Origin of the sequence: Devosia nitrariae (assembly GCF_030160115.1) — a bacterium.
Classification (GTDB): domain Bacteria; phylum Pseudomonadota; class Alphaproteobacteria; order Rhizobiales; family Devosiaceae; genus Devosia; species Devosia nitrariae.
On the sequence record NZ_BSNS01000011.1, the window covers coordinates 797,048 to 819,146 of the forward strand.

Consider the following 22,099-nt stretch of genomic DNA (forward strand, 5'->3'; position numbering starts at 1 on the left):
CGATGGCACAGGATACGACAGCGTCGGGCCGCGGCTCGGAAATCAAAAAAGTCGAACTCTTTCTCTTCACCCAGGAGATCGAAAACGTCGGCTTTGACGTCAATCCCGGCGGCATCGATATGCCGGGCGTGCGGAACAGGCGCACGCGTTTGGGCGTCGCCGTCGAGACACGGGACGGGTCGCGCGGGGAGTATATCGGCGGCCGGTCGGATACCTATCTGCACGCCAAGTTCCTTGCCAAGTGGATCCTTGGCATGGATGCCTTTGGGCGCGAGCAGATCTACGAGATCGCGCGTCGCTATCTGCGCAAGGAAGACCGGATCGGCGCCTGCCAGATCGACAATGCTCTCTGGGATCTCGCCGGTAAGAGGATTGGCGCTTCGGTGACGCAGATGCTCGGTGGAGCGCCGCGGCGGTTGCCGGCTTATGCGTCCACCTGGTTTGCCGGTCCCGGTGGCGGCCTCGCCAGTCCAGAGGCTTTCGCCGACTTTGCCGACGAGTGCTACGAGCTCGGCTATCGCGCCTTCAAGATGCATGGCTGGACCGATGGCGGCACCGAGAATGACATTGGTGCCATCCTGGCCCTGGGCAAGCGGGTCGGCGGTCGCATGGCGCTGATGCATGACAGCGCCTGTCATCTCAAGACCTTCGGCGATGCAGTGCTGGTGGGCAGGGCCTGCGATGAGGCAGGCTTCTTCTGGTACGAGGATCCCTATAGCGATGGCGGGCTCGCTGCCCACGCCCATCGCCGCCTGCGTGAGATCATCAAGACTCCAATTCTGCTTGGAGAGCATGTCCGCGGAGTAGAGGCCATGGCCAACGTAGTGCTGCTGGACGGCACCGACTTCGTCCGTGCCGACCCAGACCTCGATATCGGCATTACCGGAACCATGAAGATCGCGCACCTCGCCGAAGCGCTGGGCCTCGATGTGGAGCTTCATGGCAATGGGCCGGCCCATCGTCACTGCATGGCCGCGATCCGCAACACCAATTTCTACGAGCTGGCCATGGTGGGCCCGTCACGGGGCCAGGCCGTCAATTCCATCTACGCCTCGGACTATTCCGACACGCTCGATGCGGTGGGCGCGGATGGTTGCTTCGCCGTGCCCGAAGGCCCCGGGCTCGGCGTCCAGTACGACTGGGACTTCGTGAGGAAGAACCTGGTCGATCACATCGTCATTCAATGACCCAGTAGGAGAGGAGACTACAGTCATGAAATTTTGGGGAAAGAGGCTGCTGCTGGCAGCCGCGACCGCCGTCGCCCTGACCGGCACGGCAATGACCGGCATGGCGACCGCACAGGAAACCATGGATATTCGCCTCGGCGCGCGTGATATCGGCTCGATCGATCCCGCACTGACCAAGACCGGCGACGACGAGACCGTCGTGCTGCAGGTTTTCAATTCGCTCGTGGCGCCGCCGCGCGGCACCATGGATATGAACCTCGAGAACCTGCAGCCGCAATTGGCTGAGAGCTGGGAAATCTCGGAGGACAAGACGCAGTGGACCTTTCATCTGCGCCCGGGTGTGAAGTGGCACAAGGGCTATGGCGAAGTTTCGGCCGAGGACGTCAAGTTCTCCTATGAGCGCCAGATGGACCCGGCTCTGGGCGGAGTACACGGAGCCAGTTTCAAGGATATCGAGTCCATCGAGGTCATCGATCCGCTGACGGTTCGCTTCACGCTCAAGAGCTCGAATGCCTTCTTCCATGCGTCGGCGCTGACACCGGGATTCGGTCGCTTCATCGTGCCCAAGAAGGCGGTGGAAGAACTCGGCGACGAGTTCGGCTTTTCTCCCGTAGGCAGCGGACCGTTCGAATTCGCCGAATATCGCCCGCAAGACCGCGTGGTGCTCAAGGCCTTCGACGACTATTTCCTTGGCCGTCCGCCCATGGACGAACTGCATCTGCGCTACATTCCGGACAATAACGCCGCCACCATCGCCTTCATCGCTGGCGAACTGGACGCCTCGGGCGGCGAGCGCACGCCGCAATGGGTGGAGCAGATCCAGCAAGCCGCGCCCGACGCCAACATCATCACCATGCTGCCCGGTTCGCTGCAGTTTCTGCATTTCAACATGACCGTGCCGCCCCTCGACAATGTGCAGGTGCGTCAGGCTATCGCCTACGCCATCAATCGCGATGTGTGGGAAGAGGTATTCGGCATCCTGCATGGCGATCTGACGGCCATCGTTCCGGCATCCTTCTACGGTGCCGTCCAGACCGCCGACATTCCGCAAGAGCTGCGTTACAACTACGATCCGGACAAGGCTCGCGAACTTCTTGCCGAAGCCGGCTTCCCTGATGGCTTTTCCCTGGATGCGATCATCTCGGAACGCGACGACTACCTCACCAACATGCTGATGGTGCAGGACATGTTGCGGCAGGTGGGGATCGAGGTGAACCTGCAGGTGCAGGACCATGCCACCTATCACGCCAATATCCGCGAGGACAAAGGCACGATCGTCGAGCTTTCAACGGCGATCGCGCCCACGGCCCCCGCGGTCATCAACGAGTTCCTCAGCGAGGCGGCCGCCGTCGGAAAGCCTTCGGCTCTGCGCAACTTCTCCCATTATGGCGAGATCGGCGGCAATGTAGACGACCTGGTTACCCAGGCAGTGGGCGAAACCGACACCGCCAAGCAGATGGAACTGCTCACAGAGGCCCAACTCCAGATTCTTCGCGACGTTCCCGTGTTCCCCTTGCAGACCGCGCCCCTGGTGTCGGTGATGCAGGGCGATATCGACCTCGGCTACGAGCCCATCAGCGGCTTCGGTCAGCATGAGTTCGCCACGGCACGTCGAGTCAGCGAGTAAAGCCTCTAAGGACCGGGCCGCCATCCTCCCGGCGGTCCGGTTCCCCAGCGTTTTCCCAAGGAGATCGCCAAATGCTTCGCTTCGTGCTCCAGCGCACGGCCGACGCCATCCTGACGGCCTTCCTGGTCTTCAGCTTCGTCTTCTTTGCCATGCGGCTGCTGCCCGGCGATCCGGTGATCGCCATGCTGGGCGACCGCGCCAGCGCCGAAACCATCCAGAATGTGCGGGCCTCCCTCGGCCTCGACAAGCCTATCCTGGTCCAATACGGCGAGTTTCTTTGGGGCCTTCTGAATTTCGACCTCGGAAACAGCCTGATCAATCGCGCCTCGGTCACCGAGACGATGCTGCGCAACCTGCCCTATACCGTCGCGCTTACCATAGCTTCGACCATTGTGGGCATCTTGATCGGCGTTCCGCTCGGCGTCGTATCGGCGATGCGGGCCGGCAAGACAACGGACCACGCCACCCGCCTCGGTTCGCTGTTCGGCTCTGCACTTCCCGATTTCTACCTGGGCGTGCTCTTCCTGCTGCTTTTCGGCCTCACGCTGCGCTGGTTCCCGCTTCTGGGCGGCGGCGACAATGCCTTCGATCTGAGATACCTGGCTATGCCCGCCTTCACCCTTGGCCTGCTCAAGGGATTCGGGATGATCCGCCTTACACGCACCGCGGTGCTCGACGTGGCGGGCCGCGACTATGTGCGCACTGCCGAAGCGCTTGGCATGAGCCGACAGAATGTCATCTGGCGCCACATTTTCCGCAACGCGCTCATTCCGGTGACCACGCACCTGTCACTGTCGATCATCGCCACGCTGGGCGGCACCATCGCCATCGAACTGGTCTTCAACAGGCCCGGCGTCGGACAATTGCTCGTCGGCGCCGTCACCTCCCGCGACTACACGCTTATCCAGGGCGGCATCGTCATCCTTTCGGTACTGGTCGTGACGATCAACTTCCTGACCGACTTGCTCTACGCAGTGATCGATCCGCGTGTGAGGGCCGCCTGATGCTCGACCGGATATTTGTCACCTTTTCCGTTTGCTTCCTGGTCCTTTTGGCCGTGGTCGTCGTGTTCGGCGACTTCATCCAGCCCCACGATCCGTTGTTGCAGAACTTCGCGGTCCGCGATCAGGGGCCGAGTTCAACCTATTGGCTGGGTACCGACGATTTCGGCCGAGACGTGTTCTCTCGCATTCTCGAAGGTTCGCGTCTGTCCATGACGGTTGGTCTCGTGTCGCCGCTGATCGCTGCGATAATCGGCATCACCATGGGCACGAGCGCTGCCTATTTCGGCGGCTGGCCGGAACGCATCGTCACCCGCCTTACCGACATGATGATGTCTTTCGACCCCTTGCTGCTGGGCGTTCTGGTCGTGGCGCTGCTGGGGCCGGGCATCCTCAACCTGTCGATTGCCATTTCCTTCGCGCTGATCCCGAGCTTCATCCGGCTGTCCCGCGCATCCGCGCTGGCGGTTCGACAGGAGGCCTATGTGGATGCTGCGATAGCCATGGGGCGTCCATCCTACTCGACCATCGTCCGCCACGTCCTGCCCAATATCTCCGGGCCGCTCGTGGTGATGACGACGCTGTGGATCGGCACGGCCATTCGTCTCGAGGCAACGTTGAGCTTCATCGGGCTGGGCGCCCAACCGCCCGCTCCCTCCTGGGGAAATATAGTGCGCTATGGAGTGCAGAACATTTTCGGTTCGCCGCTCCCGGCTCTTTTCGCCGGCCTCGCCATTACCCTGACGGTACTCTCCTTCAATATTCTCGGAGACGCCCTGCGCGATCGTCTCGATCCGGATCGGACTGTGCGATGAGCGAACCCATTCTCACCATCCGCGATCTCAAGGTCGCATTCGGCCCCGAAAAGGTTTCCATGGAAGCGTTGCGCGGCGTGGACATAACCGTCAGGCGCGGTGAGTGCCTGGGTGTTGTCGGTGAATCCGGTTCCGGCAAGAGCCTGACCGCGCTGGCGGCCATGCGTCTCCTGCCATCGGCGGCACGTATCACTGGCGGATCGGTTCTTTTCAAAGACCAGGACATGACCAGCCTGTCGCGAAAAGGGCTGGAACAGTTGCGCGGCAACGAGATGTCCATGATCTTCCAGGAGCCGATGACCGCTCTCAATCCGGTCATGCGCGTCGGCGATCAGATCGCTGCGCCTCTGCGCAAGCACAAGGGGCTTTCGGCCAAGGCGGCACGAGCGCGGACCATCGAGCAACTGGACTCTGTCGGCATCCCCGACCCGCATCGGCGTATTGACAATTTTCCACACGAGATGAGCGGCGGCATGCGTCAGCGCGTCATGATTGCCATGGCGCTGGCTTGCGAGCCTAAGCTGTTGATTGCCGACGAGCCGACTACGGCGCTGGACGTCACCATTCAGGCGCAGATACTCGATCTACTGCGAGCCAAGCAAAAGGAAATGGATCTGGCCATCATCATCATCACCCACGATTTCGGCGTCGTTGCTGAAATTGCCGACCGGGTGAATGTGATGTACGGCGGCCGCGTGGTCGAGGAGGCTGGCGTCGGGGCGCTGTTCGACCACACCCTGCACCCGTATTCGATTGGATTGTTGAACGCCACGCCAACCATCGAGATGGAGCAGCAGCGCCGGTTGCCCGCCATTGGTGGCGCCGTGCCGCATATCTCCGAAATGCCGTCGGGCTGCGCCTTCCATCCGCGCTGCCCGGAACGCCGGCCGACATGCGACCGGCTGGTCCCCAACCTCGAAACCGTCGCGCTCGATCAGCGCGTCGCCTGCTGGGCAAGGAGCACGGCCGATGAACAAGTTGCTTGAAGTCACCGACCTCAAGAAAATCTTTGGCGGGTCGGTGCGCGCGGTCGATGGCGTGAGCTTTTCGTTGGCTGAACGCGAGACGCTGGCGCTCGTAGGCGAATCCGGATGCGGCAAGTCGACCGTCTCGCGACTGATCCTGCGGCTGACCAACCCTACCCAAGGTACGATCCGTTTCGAGGGCAAGGATATCACGCGCATATCCCAGGGCGCGCTCAAGAGCATCAGGCGCGAGATACAGTTCGTCTTTCAGGACCCATTCTCCTCGCTGGATCCGCGCATGACGGCCGGCGAGATCGTGACAGAGCCGCTTTCCGTCCATGGTCTGGTTCGGAATGGGCGTGAGCGTCGCAGCACAGCAGAACGGTTGCTGCAGGCCGTGGGGCTCAGCTCCAAGCACGTCGACAACTGGCCGCGACAGTTTTCCGGCGGGCAGCGGCAGCGCCTGGGCATCATCCGCGCTTTCGCGCTGGGGCCGCGCCTCATTGTTGCCGATGAGCCGGTGTCCGCGCTGGACGTCTCCGTGCGCTCGCAGGTCATAAACATCTTGCAGGATATGCAGGAGGACAAGGGCACGGCCTATCTTTTCATCTCTCACGATATGGCCACTGTGCGGCATATGGCCGACAGGGTGGCCGTGATGTATCTTGGAAAGATCGTTGAACTGGCGCCCAAAACGTCGTTCTTTGCCGGGCCGCAGCACCCTTATGCCGAGGCTTTGCTGTCGGCAGTTCCCGCATCGCACCCGAGCAAGCGCCGCAGGCGCATCCTGCTTGCCGGTGATCCCCCGAGCCCGATCAGCATTCCCAGCGGTTGCCGCTTCCATACACGCTGTCCAATTGCCCAGGACGTCTGCAAGAGTAGCGAACCTCCGCTGAAGCCGGTGGCGGATAACCATCTCGCTGCGTGCCATTTCGCGCAGGCCTGGCCGATCGCGTCGCGGCTGAAGGATGTGGATGCGCCGACGGAAGGCGGGCGCTTTGACAATGTACCGGGGGATCTTCAAGTATGCCGGTAGTGCCTGTCAGCCGAGCCAGTGAACTCGTCGACCGAGCGCTCGCGGCCGCCGGAGTTCCGCCCGACAACGCTGCCCTGCAGCGCGACCTCCTGCTGGACGCTGAAATGCGCGGCATTGCCTCGCACGGGCTTCTGCGCCTGCCGCGTCTTGTCGAACGGATCGGCAATGGTGTTGCCGATCCGCTGACGCGAGGACAACATGAGTGGACCGCACCTGGCTTCCTGAAAGTCGACGGGGAGCAGGGCCTCGGCCCGGTCGTGGCTCAGGCGGCTATCGACGCGTTGCTGGACCGTGCCGCGACGCAGGGCGTGGCGGTGGCGGCTATCGCCAACTCCAACCACATCGGAATGCTGGGTTTTTATGCCGATCGCGTCGCTGAAGCCGGCAGGTGTCTCATCGCCTTTTCGACCAGCGAAGCGCTGGTGCATCCTTGGGGCGGAAGGCGTGCGATGATCGGAACCAATCCTATCGCCATCGGCTTGCCGACAGGCGATGGCATTTTCATGATGGATACAGCCACCAGCATCGTCTCCATGGGTGAGATTCACGACCACGCCGACCGGGGCACCCCTATCCCGCTCGGCTGGGCGCTGGACGGTGACGGCAACCCGACCACGGACGCGGCGGCAGCCCGTTCCGGCGCCATCGCGCCATTTGGCGGACCGAAGGGCTATGCTCTCGGGTTGGCCTTCGAACTTATGCTGACGGCGCTCGCCGGTTCGTCGATCGGCAGAGAGGTCAAGGGCACGCTCGATTCCACGAAACGCTGCACCAAGGCCGACCTTTTCATCGTCATCGATCAGCCTCTGGCGCCGGTCGCAGCGTTCGTTGAGATGCTGCGGCAGGAAACACCAGCCGAGGGCTTCGACCATGTCCGTATTCCAGGCGAGCGAGGCCGCGATCTGCGCCGGCGCGCATTGGCCGACGGGATCAATATCGCGGACGTGACGTGGTCGCGTCTGCAGGACTTGGCCGCACCGGCCAGTATCATCGAGGACTAGATTATGTTCGGCGCCCTTCGTACGCCTCGTAACATCGTATTCGGCATCGGGCAGCGCGCATCGCTGCCGCGCTATGTCACAGCTTTCGGCCAAAAGGTCCTGATTGTGACGGACCAACGAATGGAAGGCGAAGCCAGTTTTCGCGCACTCCATGCCGACCTCTCGGCGGCGGGGCTGAACGTCTCGGTATTTTCCGAAGTCGAAGCTGAACTGCCGACGGCATGCCTGCACGCCGGGATCGGAGCAGCGCGCGAATTCGGTGCCCAGGTGATCGTCGGGATCGGTGGCGGCAGCTGCATCGATGCCGCCAAGGTCATCGCACTGGTGACCGTCCATGGTGGTGCAGTTAGCGACTATTACGGGGAGTTCAAGGTACCGGGACCGATTTTGCCGTTAGTCGCCCTGCCCACCACGGCGGGTACGGGTTCGGAAGTGACACCGGTTGCGGTCGTCGCCGATCCGGACCGGGCGGTTAAGGTGGGTATTGCAAGCCCATACCTCATTCCCGATACGGCTATTTGCGATCCGGAACTGACAGTGACGTGTCCGCCGGGGCTGACCGCTGTTTCAGGCGCGGACGCCCTCGTGCATGCTATCGAGGCCTTCACGACGGCGCCGCGAGCCCAGACTCCGGGACTGATCCATGAACACGTCTTTATCGGCAAGAACGCTCTGACGGACAATTATGCGCTGGCGGCCGTCGGCAATATCGGGCGCAACCTTCAAACCGCAGTCCGCGACGGTGGCAATCTGGAAGCGCGCGCTTCCGTAATGCTCGGTGCAACACAGGCGGGCTTGGCCTTCGGAACGGCCGGCACATCCGTGTGTCATGCTGTGCAGTACCCCGTCGGCGCGCTTACGCACACGGCGCATGGCCTGGGTGTGGCGCTGATGCTGCCCTACGCATTGGCGTTCAACCGTGGTTTCGCGCTGGCAGACATAGCCGCGATTGGCCGCATTCTTGACTTCGCCGACGAGCAATCGAGTGACGAGGTGGCAGCCGACGCCTGTATCTCGGAAATTGCAGCTTTGTTACGCAATGTTGCCATACCGCATACTTTGGCCGAGATCGGCGTCAAATACGACGACCTGCCGTGGATCGCCGAGCAGGCGATGGCCGCCAATCGGCTGATCAAGAACAATCCCCGCCCGGTCGACCGGGAAGGGATGGACCTGCTGGTCGAGGCCGCGTTTACCGGCGACCTGTCCATGCTTTCCGCCAAGACAACAGACGCCAAGACACCAGACGCCAAGACACCAGACGCCAAGGCAAGCTAATGAACACGCTCTCCTCTCTTTCCTTTGATCCGGCCGAACTCCCCAACGACCTGTGGATTGGCGGGCAGTGGCGCGAAGGCAGCACCGGCAACCGACTCAACATCATCGATCCTTCCACCGGCAAGACTGTCACCACCGTCGCAGACGCTTCCGTGGATGATGCCCTGTCGGCCGTGACCGCCGCTCATGAGGCCGCGCCCGGCTGGGTCGCTACAGCCCCGCGCAAGCGTTCGGAAATTCTGCGCCGTTGCTTCGAGCTGATGATGGAACGCAAGCAGATGCTCGCTGAACTCATCAGCCTCGAGAACGGCAAGGCGTTGCCCGATGCCGAAGGTGAGGTTGCCTACGCAGCCGAGTTCTTCCGCTGGTTTTCGGAGGAGGCGGTGCGTCTCAATGGCGACGTCTCGGTCGCGCCGAGCGGCACCAACCGCATTCTCGTGCAGTATCAGCCGATCGGGGTCTCCGTGCTGGTAACGCCGTGGAACTTCCCCGCGGCCATGGCGACCCGCAAGATCGCACCGGCGCTCGCTGCTGGTTGCACATGCGTGCTGAAGCCGGCGACGGAAACGCCACTTACCGCTTATGCACTGGCTGAGATCTACCAAGAGGCCGGCGTTCCGGAGGGCGTGGTGAACGTGATCACCACCTCCAGGTCAGGCGCGACTGTCAGTGCCATGCTGCATGACCCGCGCGTCCGCAAGCTTAGTTTCACCGGTTCCACGCAGGTCGGGCGCAAGCTGCTGCGCGAGGCGGCCGACACCGTTATTTCCTGTTCGATGGAACTAGGGGGCAACGCCCCTTTCATCGTCTTTGACGATGCCGACCTCGATAAGGCACTGGATGGTGCCATGATCGCCAAGATGCGCAATGGTGGCGAAGCCTGCACAGCTGCCAACCGCTTCTATGTCCAGGAAGGCATCATGGATGCCTTTGCCAAGGGTCTGTCCGGCCGCATGGCCGCGCTCAAGGTCGGTGCGGGCTATGAAAAGGGCGTGCAGTGCGGCCCCTTGGTCAATCAGGATGCGCTGGACCGGATCAGCGGCTGGGTGGACGAGGCCGTAGGTCAGGGCGCGGAAACTCTTGCCGGTGGCAAGGCACCAGGCGGCGCTGGCTTCTACTATCCGCCAACCGTGCTCAAGAACGTTCCCGTGGCGTCACCTCTCGTGCGCGACGAAATCTTTGGACCCATCGCGGCGCTGGCCAGTTTCAAGACCGAAGAAGAGGTGGTCGCCAAAGCCAACGATACCGAATATGGCCTCATCGCCTACGTCTTCACCGAAAATCTGGCGCGCGGCCTGCGGGTGTCCGAAAGGCTCGAGGCAGGCATGGTCGGCCTCAATCGTGGCCTCGCTTCCGATCCGGCCGCGCCCTTTGGCGGGGTGAAGCAGAGCGGGCTTGGCCGCGAGGGCGCTCACCATGGCATTCTCGAGTTTTGCGAAGCCAAGTACATCGCGGTGGCCTGGTGACGTCGGCGCGAGCCGACGCCCCTCCGGCCTTGCGAATCCTGCCCCGGGGGGCAGCACCCCGGACTTCCCGAGGCAGGACTGTTCAGCGCTGTTCTTGGGGTGGAAGCGGCAGCCCGATCTTCTCGAGTCCCCGACCACCGACGGTCGAATGACGGATGAGCAGCTCTCCGCTCAACGGATTCTGGCTGGGAGAAAAATCCTCGTTCGACAATTGCTCGATGATGAGGCTGACCGTTCTCTCGATGATAGCGTCGACCGGCTGGCGGAAGGTGGTGAGCGAGTAGCGCGGCCAGCGTGTCATGTCGACATCGTCGAAACCGGCAACTGCGATATCCTCGGGAACCAGCAGCCCCAAGCCGTCCTTGAACGCATCGAATCCACCGATCGCCAGAATGTCGTTCGCAAAAAACACGGCGTCGGTTCTCTTGGCCTGGCCGATCTCGAGGGCTGCCCTGTAGCCCGCTTCATAACTGTATTCTCCGCCCGAAAGAGTGTGAGTCAACGTCATGCCGAGTTCGGCCACTCGCGTGATGAAGGCATTCTGCCTCTCGAGGTTTGTCGATGTATGCGGCAGGCCTCCGACATAGGCGACCTGTCGGCGGCCAATTGCATGAAAATGGTCCGCAATGGCTCGGGCACCCTCGACATTGTCGCAACTGACCGAGGTTAGCGTTTGGTCGGGAATGGTGCGGTTGACGAGAACCGCGGCGCGCCCTTCAGTCGCCCAGCGCAGCGAGGCGCCGGAGAGAACAGTAGCCGAGACGACCACGACGGCGTCGACATTGTATTTCCGCAGGGCGACCAGTTGCTCTTCGATGTTTGAACCGCGGGTAATGTTGAACATCAGGCTTTGCAGGCCCACGCGCTGAAGCTCGCGAGACAGCTTTTCGATGAGGGTCGGGTAGAACGGATTCTGCATCTCCGAAACGACGATTCCCGCAATATTGCTGCGGCGCGTCGAAAGCATCGAGGCGATGGCGTTCGGGTGGTAATCCAATTCGGCGGCGGCCCTCAGGATGCGCTGGCGCAACTGGGGCGAAATCGACGTTCCCGGCGTGAATGCCCGGGAAACTGCGGACTGGCTGACACCCATGAGCCGCGCCAGTTCCCGCGCCGTAATCGGTTTGCGCTTGGGCGGAGGCCCAACAGGATTGGCGTCGTCCATATCGTCTCCCGCAACGGTGTGGCCTGATGTGACCACCATCGCAGTCTCCTCTATGACACAGGCCATCCTCGGGATGCAAACACTGGTCAATCATGTTCACCGGATGCAAACTCGTCATTGCATACGGATGCAATCGTGGCTATCGTCTCATCGTGGCAAGCGATACAGGACCCAATATGGGGTCAAGGTTGCCAAGCGCCGATCCTTCCGGAGCGGCGGGGGAGGATCCGATTGCCATCGGATTTTCGATTGTCCGGACTGGGAGTGATTATGCCTGGCGCCTTGGATCACCTGTGGGTGGTAGACCTTTCCGATACGCTGGCCGGCCAGTATTGCGCGCGGCTATTTGCCGATTTCGGCGCAACTGTCGTGCTTGTAGAGCCGCCGGCAGGCTCCCCTGTTCGTCGACTCGCGCCTTTCTCGGAGCAGGGCGACTCCCTGCAGTTCTTCCACCTCAATACCGGCAAGCGGTCGGTGGTGATCGACCGAGCGACCGGAGAAGGCTCCAGCCGGTTCGAGGCGCTGCTGGCAACGGCGGATGTGGTGGTCCTGCCTCCGAATGGGGACGCGGCGGCGGTCGAACGGTTGAACCCGGCGTGCGTGGTCGTGGTGCCTTCGAACTTCGGCTCGGATGGTCCGCGCGCCGACTGGCAGGGGCCGGAGCTCGTGCTGCAGGCTCTTTCGGGCATGATGCACAACAATGGCGCCGCCGGGCGCGAGCCGCTTTATGGGACTGGCAATCGCGCCGCGCTCGCCAGCGGCGTCGGGGCCTATGTGGGGGCCCTGACGGCGCTCTACGCCCGGAAAACGACCAATAGGGGGCAGGTGGTACGCGTTGATGCGGCCGAAACCGCGGCCGCCATGTGCTTCCCCTATGTCATGCAGTATATCTACAACGGCACTGTCCGCCAGCGTACCGAACAGGCGATTCAGGCCGGACAGGTCCTGTGCCGGGACGGCTGGGTCTGCATCTGGATCTATAATTTTCGCTGGCACGCGCTGGTCAATGCGCTCGGCCTGCCCGAGCTCGAGCACGATCCGCGTTTTGCCGATCCCGGTGACCGCCGTGTTAACTGGGACGCACTCTTTGCTATCCTGCAGACCAGGGTCGCAGATATGATGGCCGAAGATCTTGTGGAGATCCTGCAGCGGGCTCAGGTGATTGCCGCCAAGGCGTATAGGCCGTCCGAACTGATCGGTAGCCGTCATCTGGCTGCGCGCAACTATTGGGAAGAGATCAACGGACGGACTGCCCTCGGGCCGCCGTTCCGTCTGTCGGCGGTGCCGCGGACTCTTAGCCGCGGAGCGCCGGAACCGGGCGAAGCCGGCGACCTGGCTGCTCCGCCGGCCCGCCGTTCGCCGCCCGCGCGCCCGGCCGCCGATATGCCTCTCTCCGACATCCGCATCATCGAATTGACCACTGCGTGGGCGGGTCCGATGTCCGGCCGCGTCCTCGCCTATTTCGGGGCCGAGTGCATCCATGTCGAAGCACCCAACCGCGTCAATTCATGGCGGCTCAATAAAGATAGGCCCAACCCGGTCAATTTCCCCGATGGCCAACCCGGCGCCAGATGGTACGACCGATCGTTTCTGTTCAATTCCCAGAACGTCAACAAGTTGAGCTGCATCCTCAATCTCAAGACTGAGGAGGGGCGGGCAACATTGCGCCGGCTGGTGGCCGTCGCTGACGTGGTGGTCTGTAACTTCCGGCCGGGGACGCTCAAGAAGCTCGGGCTCGACTACGAGAGCCTGACGGCCATCAAGCCCGATATCATTGTGGCCGAGTTGCCGGCCTTCGGCGCCGATGGCCCCATGTCCGGCTATGCTGCGCTTGGGCCCACCATGGAAATGGCCGCCGGCATGTCGGCGATGATCGGCTATCCCGGCGGTCAGCCCGAAGTCACCGGCCCCTCCTATCTCGATCCGATCGGCGGCTTCAATGCAGCGGCCGCGATACTGACCGCGCTGATCTATCGGCAGCGGACGGGGCAGGGGCAATATGTCGAGGTTCCCCAGGTCGAGGCGGCCATGCAACTCATCGGCGCCGAAATCCTCAAGGCCGGCGAGACCGGCATCGATCCAGCGCCAAGCGGCAATCGCGTTCCCCACGCGGTGCCACACGACGCGTTCCCCACGCGTGGGCACGATCAGTGGGTGGCGATCGCAGCGCTCGACGAAGCGCAGTGGCGCAACCTCTGCAAAGTCATGAACAGGCCGGATCTGATCGAGGATCCACGCTTTGCCAGCGTTGACCGCCGGCTCGACAACCAGGATGCGCTGACCATAATCGTATCCGATTGGACCCGCAGCCAGGACAAGCACGAGATCGCCGATGCGCTGCAGGCGGCTGGCGTTCCCGCGGCGCCGGTGCAGACACCCAAGGATCTTGCGGAAGACCCGTATCTGGCCCACCGCGGCTTCTTCACCGAGCTCGAGCACCCGGATGCCGGTCGCCACCCGCATCCTGGGCTGCCGATCGACCTCAGTGCAACGCCGGGCGCCCAGGTACGGGCTGCACCGCCCTTCGGCGGGCACAACCGACATGTTCTGGAGGGCATTCTGGGGTTGTCGGTGGACGAAATCGCCACGATCGAGGCGGGCCCAGCGATGGCGACCCGGCCCCTGGAGGGTGCGTGAGATGGAAGTCCTCTCTCCCACCTTTCCGCGTGACCTGGCAGTCCACGTGCTGCTCGACGACGCACCGCATTACAAGGGCTCCATCCACGACGATGCCGTGGCACGGGCCCGTGGCTACAAGGCGGCGCTCATCCCGGGTGCCTTCGTCTACGGCCACATCAGCCGCCTCGCCATCGAAGCCTGGGGTAAGCGCTGGGCTGAGAGCGGCGCCATGTCTGCCCGGTTCAGGCGGCCCGTCTACAACCATGACGACCTCGTGGTCAGCGCCGGCCCGCTGGAGGACGATGGTCGCTTCGCACGTGCCGAGGTTACGGTGCGCAATGGCGACGACGAGACGGTCGCGAGCGGTTGGGTGGCCTTGCCGCACGAGCCGCTTTCCGCCCCCGACCCTGCGGCACTGGCCATATTGCCGCCTCCCGAGATCCCGCCCGCGATCGGGCCCGGGGAACTGCCGGTCGACGCCCCGTTGCATAGCCGCGACCGGATCCTGACCGCCGAGGATTTCGCCACTTCGCTGTCGGCCTTCGGCGAGCGGCACCCGCTCTATGCCGATCCTGGGTTTGTCCATTCGGGCATGCTGATGCGGATGGCGATGGGCGACACCAATTCCGGCTGGAAGTTCCCGGCGCCGGTCGTGCTGGTTTCAGCCGAGGCGCAGCACTTCCAACTGGTCTATCCCGGCCGGCATATCCGCACCGCAGGCCGGATCGCCGAAACCTACGAACGCAAAGGCAGGCACTATTTCGTCTCCGAAGAGTTCCTTTTGGCCGACGGTGCTGTTGCTGCCCGGTACCGGAGAACGCAGATCTATGGGTAGCGACTGGACGGAAACGGTCGAAGGGATACTGACCTCCTTGACGACCACTGTGACGGGCGAGGACGTCGCCGCCTTCGCGAGATTAAGCGGCGACGATTACGAGGCGCATACGGATCCCGATTTCATGTCCCGCTCGAGCTACGGTCAGCCGATCGCCCACGGAGCGCTGTTGGTCGGGTACATGTCTGCAGCCGCCACTCGCGCCATCCGCGCGGCGCAAGCGCGCGGGAATCGCACCGTGCCGGTTTCGCTCGGCTACGACCGGCTGCGTTTCGTGGCGCCGGTCTTCTTCGGTGATGCGGTGACGGTGACCTATCGGGTCAAGACCGTCGATCCTGAACGGCGGCGATCCCTGGCCGATGTCATCGTGGCCAACCAGGCCGGCGAAACCGTGGCCGTTGCCGAGCACGTAATGAAGTGGCTGCATCCGGATGCAAATTAACAGCCAGAACCTCTTGCATACGGATGCATGTCATGTATGGTTACCGGGTAATGAGCGGCTAGGGCGGCAGTAGAACCGGCCACCGTTGGAAAGAGGGAGAGACCAGCAAGATGTCGGGAGTTCCTGCGCGCATGACGGCGCCCCCGATCCGGTTGTCCTGATGGATCGCCGGCCGGCCGGTCGACGCCAGGACTATCGGTGGTTCAGCGTCATCACTCTGCGCTGGAACGACATCGACGTCTTCGGGCACGCCAACAACGCCCAGTTCTACGAGTTCTTCGACACAACAGTGGTGCGGTTTCTGCATGAAGGGCGGGGGCTCGGCATCGCCAAGGGAGGGACATCCATGGTCGTGGCCGAGAATGGCTGCCGCTTCTTGAAGGAAATCGTCTTCACCGACAGGCTCGAAATGGGCCTGCGTGTGGAACGGATCGGCACCTCGTCGGTGCGCTACGGCCTCGCCGCCTTCGTCAATGACGAGGACGCGGCCGCTGCAGACGGCCATTTCGTCCACGTCTTCCTCGATCCGGTCAGCAAGCGGCCGGCTCCCCTTTCCGCCAAGGTGCGCGAGCACCTCGAAACCATCCTCGTCCAATAGAGAGTCCGTCGTGGCCAGCGCTTCCACCATCGCATCCGTAGACGCCTTCCAGGTGACCTGGAATCCGGACGACCCGCCAGGTCGCCGCAGCGCGCTCGTGCGGGTGACCACTCGCGATGGGCTTGTCGGTTACGGCGAGGCCTCGCCCATGCATGGCGGCGAGCATTCGCTATGGGTGCTCCGCGACGCGGCGACCTCCCTGGTAGGGGCGGACATCCTCGACCATGCGGTGATTTACGACCGGCTGCTGCACAAATACGTCAAGCTGGGTCCCGAGGGCGCGGTCACCGGGGCCTTGGCGGCGCTCGACATCGCCCTGTGGGACCTCAAGGGCAAGCTGTTCAACCAGCCGGTCTACAAGCTCCTGGGTGGCGCCTGGCGCACGGAGGTTCCCTTCTACGCCTCGATCGGCGGCAACTCCAACCGGACGGTGGATGAGGTGGTGCGCGTGGTCGAAGCCCGCTGGAAGGCAGAAATGCCGGCGGCCATCAAGATCCGCTGGGACGGCGACCGCACGCGTCAGGACTACGATATTGCCGGCGACATCGCCAAGGCCAAGGCCGTGCGCAAGCTGGTGGGCGATGATTTCCCGCTCGCGTTCGATGCCAACAACCAATACTCCGTCGGCGGCGCCATTCGCGTGGGCCGTACGCTCGAGGAACTGGGCTATCTCTGGTTCGAGGAACCGGTACAGCATTACGACGTGCGTGCCATGGGCGAGGTGGCCCAGCGTCTCGACATCACCGTCTCGGCCGCCGAGCAGACCTACACGACCCAGGCACTTGTCGACATGATCAACGCAGGGGTGCGCATGGTGCAGCCCGATATTGTCAAGATGGGCGGCATCACCGGTCTCATGCAATGCGCCGCCATCTGTTACGCGCATGGCGTCGAGCTGGTGCCGCATCAAACGCAGCCCACCATCGGCCATGTCGCGAACCTGCATGTCCTTGCCACCATCATGCATCTCACCAAGCCGGCCGAATTTGCCGACCCGGACACCCGCATGCATCCGGCGTTCCGCAACCCGCCCAAGCCGGCGTCAGGCAAGTTCCAGATTCCTGCCGGTCCAGGTCTCGGGCTCGACCTGATCGATGCCGAGCTCGACAAGCGGCGGCGCTGACCATCATCGGAGGAGATCCCCATGGCTATGAACAGACGACATTTCCTCGAACTGGGCGTTGCCACGTCGGCACTGGCGATGGTCGGTGGTCTGCCGGCCCGGGCTCAGGAGGGCGATACCATCCGTATTGCTCTGTCGGCGTCCGGACCGCGCGCGCTCGACCCCAACATCATCACGCAAGGCCCCGACAACTGGGCCATGGAACAGATGTTCGAACCACTGGTCAGGCCGCCCGACGGACAGTTCGGCACCACGCCGGATGACTTCGAGCCCGCGCTCGCGACGTCATGGGAGTCCTCGGACGACGCCAAAGTGTGGACGTTCCACCTGCGCGAGGGCGTACAGTTCCATGGCGGCTATGGCACGATGACGGCCGACGACGTGATCTACAGCTTCGAACGGGCCCGCTTCGTTGGAGGCCGCAAGACCCTCTATGCCAATGTGGCGGACGTTTCGGCGCCCGACCCGGCGACGGTCGTCGTGACGCTGAACGATCCGGACCCCCTATTCCTGGGGAGCTCGGTCTATTCTCCGCAGGCTTTCGTCGTGTCGCGCAAGGCGCACGAGGAGATCGGCGAGGAGGCCTGGGCGACCGGCGCGGTTGGCACCGGTCCCTACCAGCTTGACCGGTTCGATGCGGAATCGGGCGTCTATCTCAGTGCCTTTCCCGATTACTGGGACGAGGCGGCGAGGACGCCGAAACTCGAAGTCCTCTACATCGCCGACACCACGGCCCGAACGCTCGCGCTGCTCTCGGGCAATGTCGACATGATCGAGGCCGTGCGGTCGCCCGGCTGGGTCGATTCCATGCTGCAGCGTGACCCGAGCCTGCTGTTCGATATGACTGTCCCGGGCTCGTTCAACACGCTGCATTTCAACCTCACACGGGCGCCCTTCGACAACCTGCTGGTGCGCAAGGCCATAGCCCACGCCATTGATCGGGAAGCTGTGGCCCAGGCCATGGCGCCGATGGGCGGGGTGATGTATGGGCTGGAACCGCCAGACTTCCCGGCCGGATTCGACATCGAGGAGTATCCGGAGGATCTGCGGTACGAGTACGATCCAGATAAGGCGCGGGCGCTTTTGGCCGAGGCCGGCTATCCGGACGGCCTGACCTTTTCCAACTACATAAGTCAGCGCGAGGATTACTCGTCCAGCATGCTGATCGTGCAGGAACTGCTGCGCGCGGTCGGTATCACCATGAACATGCAGATCATCGACCACACGGCGTTCCACGCGGACAACCGCACGGACAAGAACACGCTGATCATGCACGCCTCGAGCTATCCGCCCATCCCGCTGCAACTTTATCTCGATTATCTCTCGACCGCCTCGGAAGTGAAGGCGGACGGCACGGGCGGCAGCAACTACTCGCATTATGGCGTAGCCATCCCCGGCGTTGACGACCTCATCGCAAAAGCCGGCGCGGCCACCAGCTTTGATGACTATCTGGCCATCTGCGAGCAAATCGACCTGCAGGTCCGCCGCGACCTGCCGGTCATGGGCCTGGGCACGCTGTCCTACACGATCGCACGCAGTCCGCGCGTGGACCTCGGTTACGAGGTCAAGAGCGGCTATGCGCGCTGGCGCCTGCACAAGGCCACGCTGGCCACCTTATAGACCGACCCGCAATAAGGGCATCACCCCATTGGGAGGACACCACTCATGACACTCAACAGGCGCAACTTTCTCGAACTGACGGCCGCCACGACGGCACTGTCGGCCATTGGCGTGTCAACTGCGCACGCCCAGAGCGACGACACCATCCGTATTGCCCTGGCCGCTGGTGGGCCACGCCATTCCGACCCGAACCTGACCACGCAAGGCCCGGACAACTGGGCTACCGAACAGATCTACGAGCAGCTCGCGCGGCCCGACGATGGCCGGTTTGCGCTGGCGCCAGAAGAATACCTGCCAGTGCTGGCGACCGAATGGTCGATGTCCGATGACGCCAAGACGTGGACCTTCAAGCTGCGCGAAGGCGTGCAGTTCCACCGCGGCTATGGCGAGATGACGTCCGACGACGTGGTCTTTACCTATCTCAAGGCCAAAGAGGTCGGCACCGGCCGCGTCATCATGGCGAACGTCGCCGACGTGGTGGCCAACGGTCCCTACGAAGTCGTCGTGACGCTCAATGCGCCCGACGTGAACTTCCTCGGTACGACAGTGTTCTCGCTCAACACCAATATCGTCTCGAAGAAGGCCTATGAGGAGATCGGCGCGGAGGCTTTTGCGACCGACGCGGTTGGCACGGGCCCATATGAGCTTGTGCGCTTCGACTCCGAGAGCGGCACATATCTGAAGCGCTTCGAGGACTATTGGGGCGAGAAGGCCAAGGTCGGCAATATCGAATGCCTCTATATCGCCGACACCACCGCCCGCACGCTGGCCCTGATCTCGGGGCAGGTCGACATGATCGAGGCGGTTCGCGCGCCAGGTTGGATCGACTCCATCCGGCAACGCGACCCGAACATGCAGGTCGACATGACTGTGCCGGGCTCGTTCAACACCCTGCACGTCAACCTCAACCGCGCGCCGTTTGACAATCTGCAGGTGCGCCAGGCGTTGATGCACGCCATCGATCGCGCCGCCGTGTCGCAGGCGCTTGCACCGATGGGCGGCCTGCTGGTTGGCCTGCAGCCAGACTTCTTCCCGCCCGGCCTCAAGACCGAGGGCTTACCGGAGGAGTTGCGGTATCCCTACAACCCCGAGCGGGCGCGCGAACTGTTGGCCGAAGCCGGATTCCCGGATGGCGTCAGCTTCGATGCACTGTGCAGCCAGCGAGAGGACTATTCCTCGACCATGCTCATCGTGCAGGAGCAGTTGCGCCTGGCCGGGTTCAACATGAACCTCATCATCGGTGACCACACGGCTTACCACGCCGACAACCGCTCCGACAAAAACACGCTGGCCATGCACGCTTCCAGCTATCCGCCAATCCCCACGCAGATCTACATCCAGCAGCTCTATTCCAAGGCCGAGGTGAAGGCGGACGGTTCGGGCGGAGGCAATTACAGCCACTATGGCGTGACCATTCCCGGCGTCGACGACTTGATCGAGCAGGCACTGAGCGCCGCTGACTACGACACCTATCTCGAGCTTTGCCGTGAGGTCGAACTGCAGGTGCTGCGTGACCTGCCGCTGATCGGTCTCTCGACGCTGTCCTACACCATCGTGCGCAATCCACGAATCGAGCTGGGCTATCCGGTCGAGAGCGGTTACGCGCGCTGGCGACTGCACCGCGCCACCAAGGCGTAATGAACCGGCGCCGGAAGTCTCCGGCGCCAACCCGGGAGGAGGGAGAGTATGGCTTTGAACAGACGCAATTTTCTGGAGCTGACTGCGGCGACCACGGCACTGACAGCCGTCGGCATCCAGGCAGCGCAAGCTCAGGACGCCGACACGCTACGCATGGGGATCGCAGCCAATGGCCCGCGCCATTCCGATCCAAACCTCACCACGCAAGGCTCGGACAACTGGGCTACCGAACAGATTTACGAACAACTCGTACGTCCTGACGATGGCCGCTTCGCACTGGTGCCGGAAGAGTACGTGCCGACGCTCGCCACCGAATGGACGCAGTCCGATGATGCGAGAACCTGGACATTCAAGCTGCGCGAAGGGGTGCAGTTCCATCGTGGCTATGGAGAGATGACCTCCGAAGACGTGGTGTTTTCATACGAGCGCGCCATCAACGAGGGCACCAACCGCACGATCCTTTCCAATATCGAGAGCGTGGTGGCCGATGGTCCCTATGAGATCACGATCACTCTCAAGCAGCCCGATGTGAACCTTCTGGGCACGTCGATCTTCAACAACAACACCTCGATAGTATCCAAGAAGGCCTATGAGGAAATCGGTGCCGAGGCGTTTGCCACCGATGCTGTTGGCACCGGTCCCTATGAACTTGTCGAGTTCGACCCCGAGTTCGGCACTCGCCTGAAGCGGAACGAGAACTATTGGGGTGAAAAGGCCGGGATCGCCAATGTCGAATGCGTCTATATCGCCGACACCACCGCGCGCACGCTGGCGCTGCTCTCGGGCAATGTAGACATCATTGAGGCCGTGCGGGCACCGGGTTGGATCGACTCGATCCTTCAGCGCGATCCCTCACTGCAGATCGACATGACCACGCCGGGGTCGTTCAACACCCTGCATGTCAACCTGACCCGCGCACCATTCGACAATCTGCTGGTGCGCCAGGCGCTGATGCATGCCATTGACCGCCCAGCGGTGGCCCAGGCACTGGCGCCTATGGGTGGCACCATGGCCGGTCTGCAGCCGGACTTCTTCCCGGCGGGGTTCAAGATAGAAGATCTGCCCGAGGAACTGCAATATCCCTATGATCCGGAAAAGGCGCGGGCACTACTTGCCGAAGCAGGGTTCCCGGATGGCATCAGCTTCGACGCCCTCTGCAGCCAACGCGAGGACTATTCCTCGACCATGCTGATCGTCCAGGAACAGCTGCGTCTCGCAGGGTTCAACATGAACCTCATCATCGGCGATCACACGGCCTATCATGCCGATAACCGCTCGGACAAGAACACGCTGGCGATGCACTCGTCCAGTTATCCGCCGATCCCGACGCAGATCTACTTCCAGCAGTTGGCATCAGCGTCGGAAGTGAAAGCGGATGGCTCTGGCGGCGGCAACTACAGCCACTATGGCGTAGCCATGCCCGGCATCGACGATCTTTTGGGCCAGGCTTTGGCCGCCACCGACTACGAAGCCTATCTCGACTATTGCAAACAGATCGAACTGCAGGTGCTGCGCGACCTACCGCTGATCGGGCTCTCCACGCTCGGCTTTACTGCCGTCCGCAGCGCCAAGGTAGATCTCGGCTATCAAGTCGAAAGCGGCTACGCTCGCTGGCGTTTCCACCGAGCAACCAAGACGGTCTAGACTCATTCCGGCATCCGGGCTCTCGGCCGCGAGAGCCCG

At 62.7% G+C, this 22,099-nt stretch carries 18 protein-coding genes; 17 read left to right on the forward strand and 1 reads right to left on the reverse strand.

Features of this window, described 5'->3' with window-relative positions; translation table 11 throughout:
* Positions 1-2 precede the first annotated feature (2 nt).
* The 9 genes from QQK18_RS14285 (at position 3) to QQK18_RS14325 (ending at position 10,376) form a co-directional block, all read left to right on the forward strand.
* The gene (locus tag QQK18_RS14285; RefSeq protein WP_284340997.1) at positions 3-1,187 is read left to right on the forward strand and encodes an enolase C-terminal domain-like protein; all 1,185 of its coding nucleotides are present in this window, start codon (positions 3-5) and stop codon (positions 1,185-1,187) included.
* Positions 1,188-1,212: 25 nt separating this feature from the next.
* Entirely contained in the window at positions 1,213-2,814 is a 1,602-nt protein-coding gene (locus QQK18_RS14290) for an ABC transporter substrate-binding protein (RefSeq protein WP_284340998.1), read from the forward strand.
* A 71-nt stretch (positions 2,815-2,885) separates the two neighbouring features.
* Complete coding sequence (locus tag QQK18_RS14295) at positions 2,886-3,818, forward strand: ABC transporter permease (RefSeq protein WP_284340999.1); 933 nt, start codon at positions 2,886-2,888, stop codon at positions 3,816-3,818.
* The gene (locus tag QQK18_RS14300) at positions 3,818-4,630 is read left to right on the forward strand and encodes an ABC transporter permease (protein WP_284341000.1); all 813 of its coding nucleotides are present in this window, start codon (positions 3,818-3,820) and stop codon (positions 4,628-4,630) included. Before QQK18_RS14295 ends, QQK18_RS14300 begins: the two co-directional genes overlap by 1 nt.
* A 59-nt stretch (positions 4,631-4,689) precedes the next feature.
* Positions 4,690-5,616 (forward strand): ABC transporter ATP-binding protein, encoded by a 927-nt coding sequence (locus QQK18_RS14305; RefSeq protein ID WP_284341001.1) that lies wholly within the window; start codon positions 4,690-4,692, stop codon positions 5,614-5,616.
* Entirely contained in the window at positions 5,600-6,631 is a 1,032-nt protein-coding gene (locus QQK18_RS14310; protein ID WP_284341002.1) for an ABC transporter ATP-binding protein, read from the forward strand. The genes QQK18_RS14305 and QQK18_RS14310 overlap by 17 nt, the downstream gene beginning before the upstream one ends.
* Positions 6,622-7,632 carry an Ldh family oxidoreductase gene (locus tag QQK18_RS14315; RefSeq protein WP_284341003.1) on the forward strand — a complete coding sequence of 337 codons (1,011 nt, stop codon included), beginning with the start codon at positions 6,622-6,624 and terminating at the stop codon, positions 7,630-7,632. Before QQK18_RS14310 ends, QQK18_RS14315 begins: the two co-directional genes overlap by 10 nt.
* A gap of 3 nt (positions 7,633-7,635) precedes the next feature.
* Positions 7,636-8,910: an iron-containing alcohol dehydrogenase gene (locus QQK18_RS14320; RefSeq protein ID WP_284341004.1), complete on the forward strand. Its 1,275-nt coding sequence runs from the start codon at positions 7,636-7,638 to the stop codon at positions 8,908-8,910.
* Entirely contained in the window at positions 8,910-10,376 is a 1,467-nt protein-coding gene (locus QQK18_RS14325) for an NAD-dependent succinate-semialdehyde dehydrogenase (RefSeq protein ID WP_284341050.1), read from the forward strand. Before QQK18_RS14320 ends, QQK18_RS14325 begins: the two co-directional genes overlap by 1 nt.
* Positions 10,377-10,458: 82 nt before the next feature.
* Here the strand turns inward: QQK18_RS14325 and QQK18_RS14330 are convergent, their stop codons facing one another.
* Positions 10,459-11,580 (reverse strand): LacI family DNA-binding transcriptional regulator, encoded by a 1,122-nt coding sequence (locus QQK18_RS14330; RefSeq protein WP_284341005.1) that lies wholly within the window; start codon positions 11,578-11,580, stop codon positions 10,459-10,461.
* Between the two features lie 231 nt (positions 11,581-11,811).
* Between QQK18_RS14330 and QQK18_RS14335 the strand changes: the two genes are divergently transcribed.
* The 8 genes from QQK18_RS14335 (at position 11,812) to QQK18_RS14370 (ending at position 22,060) form a co-directional block, all read left to right on the forward strand.
* Entirely contained in the window at positions 11,812-14,178 is a 2,367-nt protein-coding gene (locus QQK18_RS14335; RefSeq protein WP_284341006.1) for a CaiB/BaiF CoA transferase family protein, read from the forward strand.
* Between the two features lies 1 nt (position 14,179).
* Positions 14,180-14,995 carry a MaoC family dehydratase gene (locus QQK18_RS14340; RefSeq protein WP_284341007.1) on the forward strand — a complete coding sequence of 272 codons (816 nt, stop codon included), beginning with the start codon at positions 14,180-14,182 and terminating at the stop codon, positions 14,993-14,995.
* Positions 14,988-15,437 carry a MaoC family dehydratase gene (locus QQK18_RS14345; RefSeq protein WP_284341008.1) on the forward strand — a complete coding sequence of 150 codons (450 nt, stop codon included), beginning with the start codon at positions 14,988-14,990 and terminating at the stop codon, positions 15,435-15,437. The genes QQK18_RS14340 and QQK18_RS14345 overlap by 8 nt, the downstream gene beginning before the upstream one ends.
* 160 nt (positions 15,438-15,597) lie before the next feature.
* Positions 15,598-16,035: an acyl-CoA thioesterase gene (locus tag QQK18_RS14350; protein WP_284341009.1), complete on the forward strand. Its 438-nt coding sequence runs from the start codon at positions 15,598-15,600 to the stop codon at positions 16,033-16,035.
* Between the two features lie 10 nt (positions 16,036-16,045).
* Positions 16,046-17,158, forward strand: a complete 1,113-nt coding sequence (locus QQK18_RS14355; RefSeq protein WP_284341010.1) for a mandelate racemase/muconate lactonizing enzyme family protein — start codon at positions 16,046-16,048, stop codon at positions 17,156-17,158.
* A gap of 21 nt (positions 17,159-17,179) precedes the next feature.
* Positions 17,180-18,778, forward strand: coding sequence for an ABC transporter substrate-binding protein (locus QQK18_RS14360; protein ID WP_284341011.1), 1,599 nt, complete (start codon positions 17,180-17,182; stop codon positions 18,776-18,778).
* Between the two features lie 45 nt (positions 18,779-18,823).
* Entirely contained in the window at positions 18,824-20,416 is a 1,593-nt protein-coding gene (locus QQK18_RS14365; protein WP_284341012.1) for an ABC transporter substrate-binding protein, read from the forward strand.
* 48 nt (positions 20,417-20,464) lie between these two features.
* Entirely contained in the window at positions 20,465-22,060 is a 1,596-nt protein-coding gene (locus QQK18_RS14370; protein WP_284341013.1) for an ABC transporter substrate-binding protein, read from the forward strand.
* Positions 22,061-22,099 lie beyond the last annotated feature (39 nt).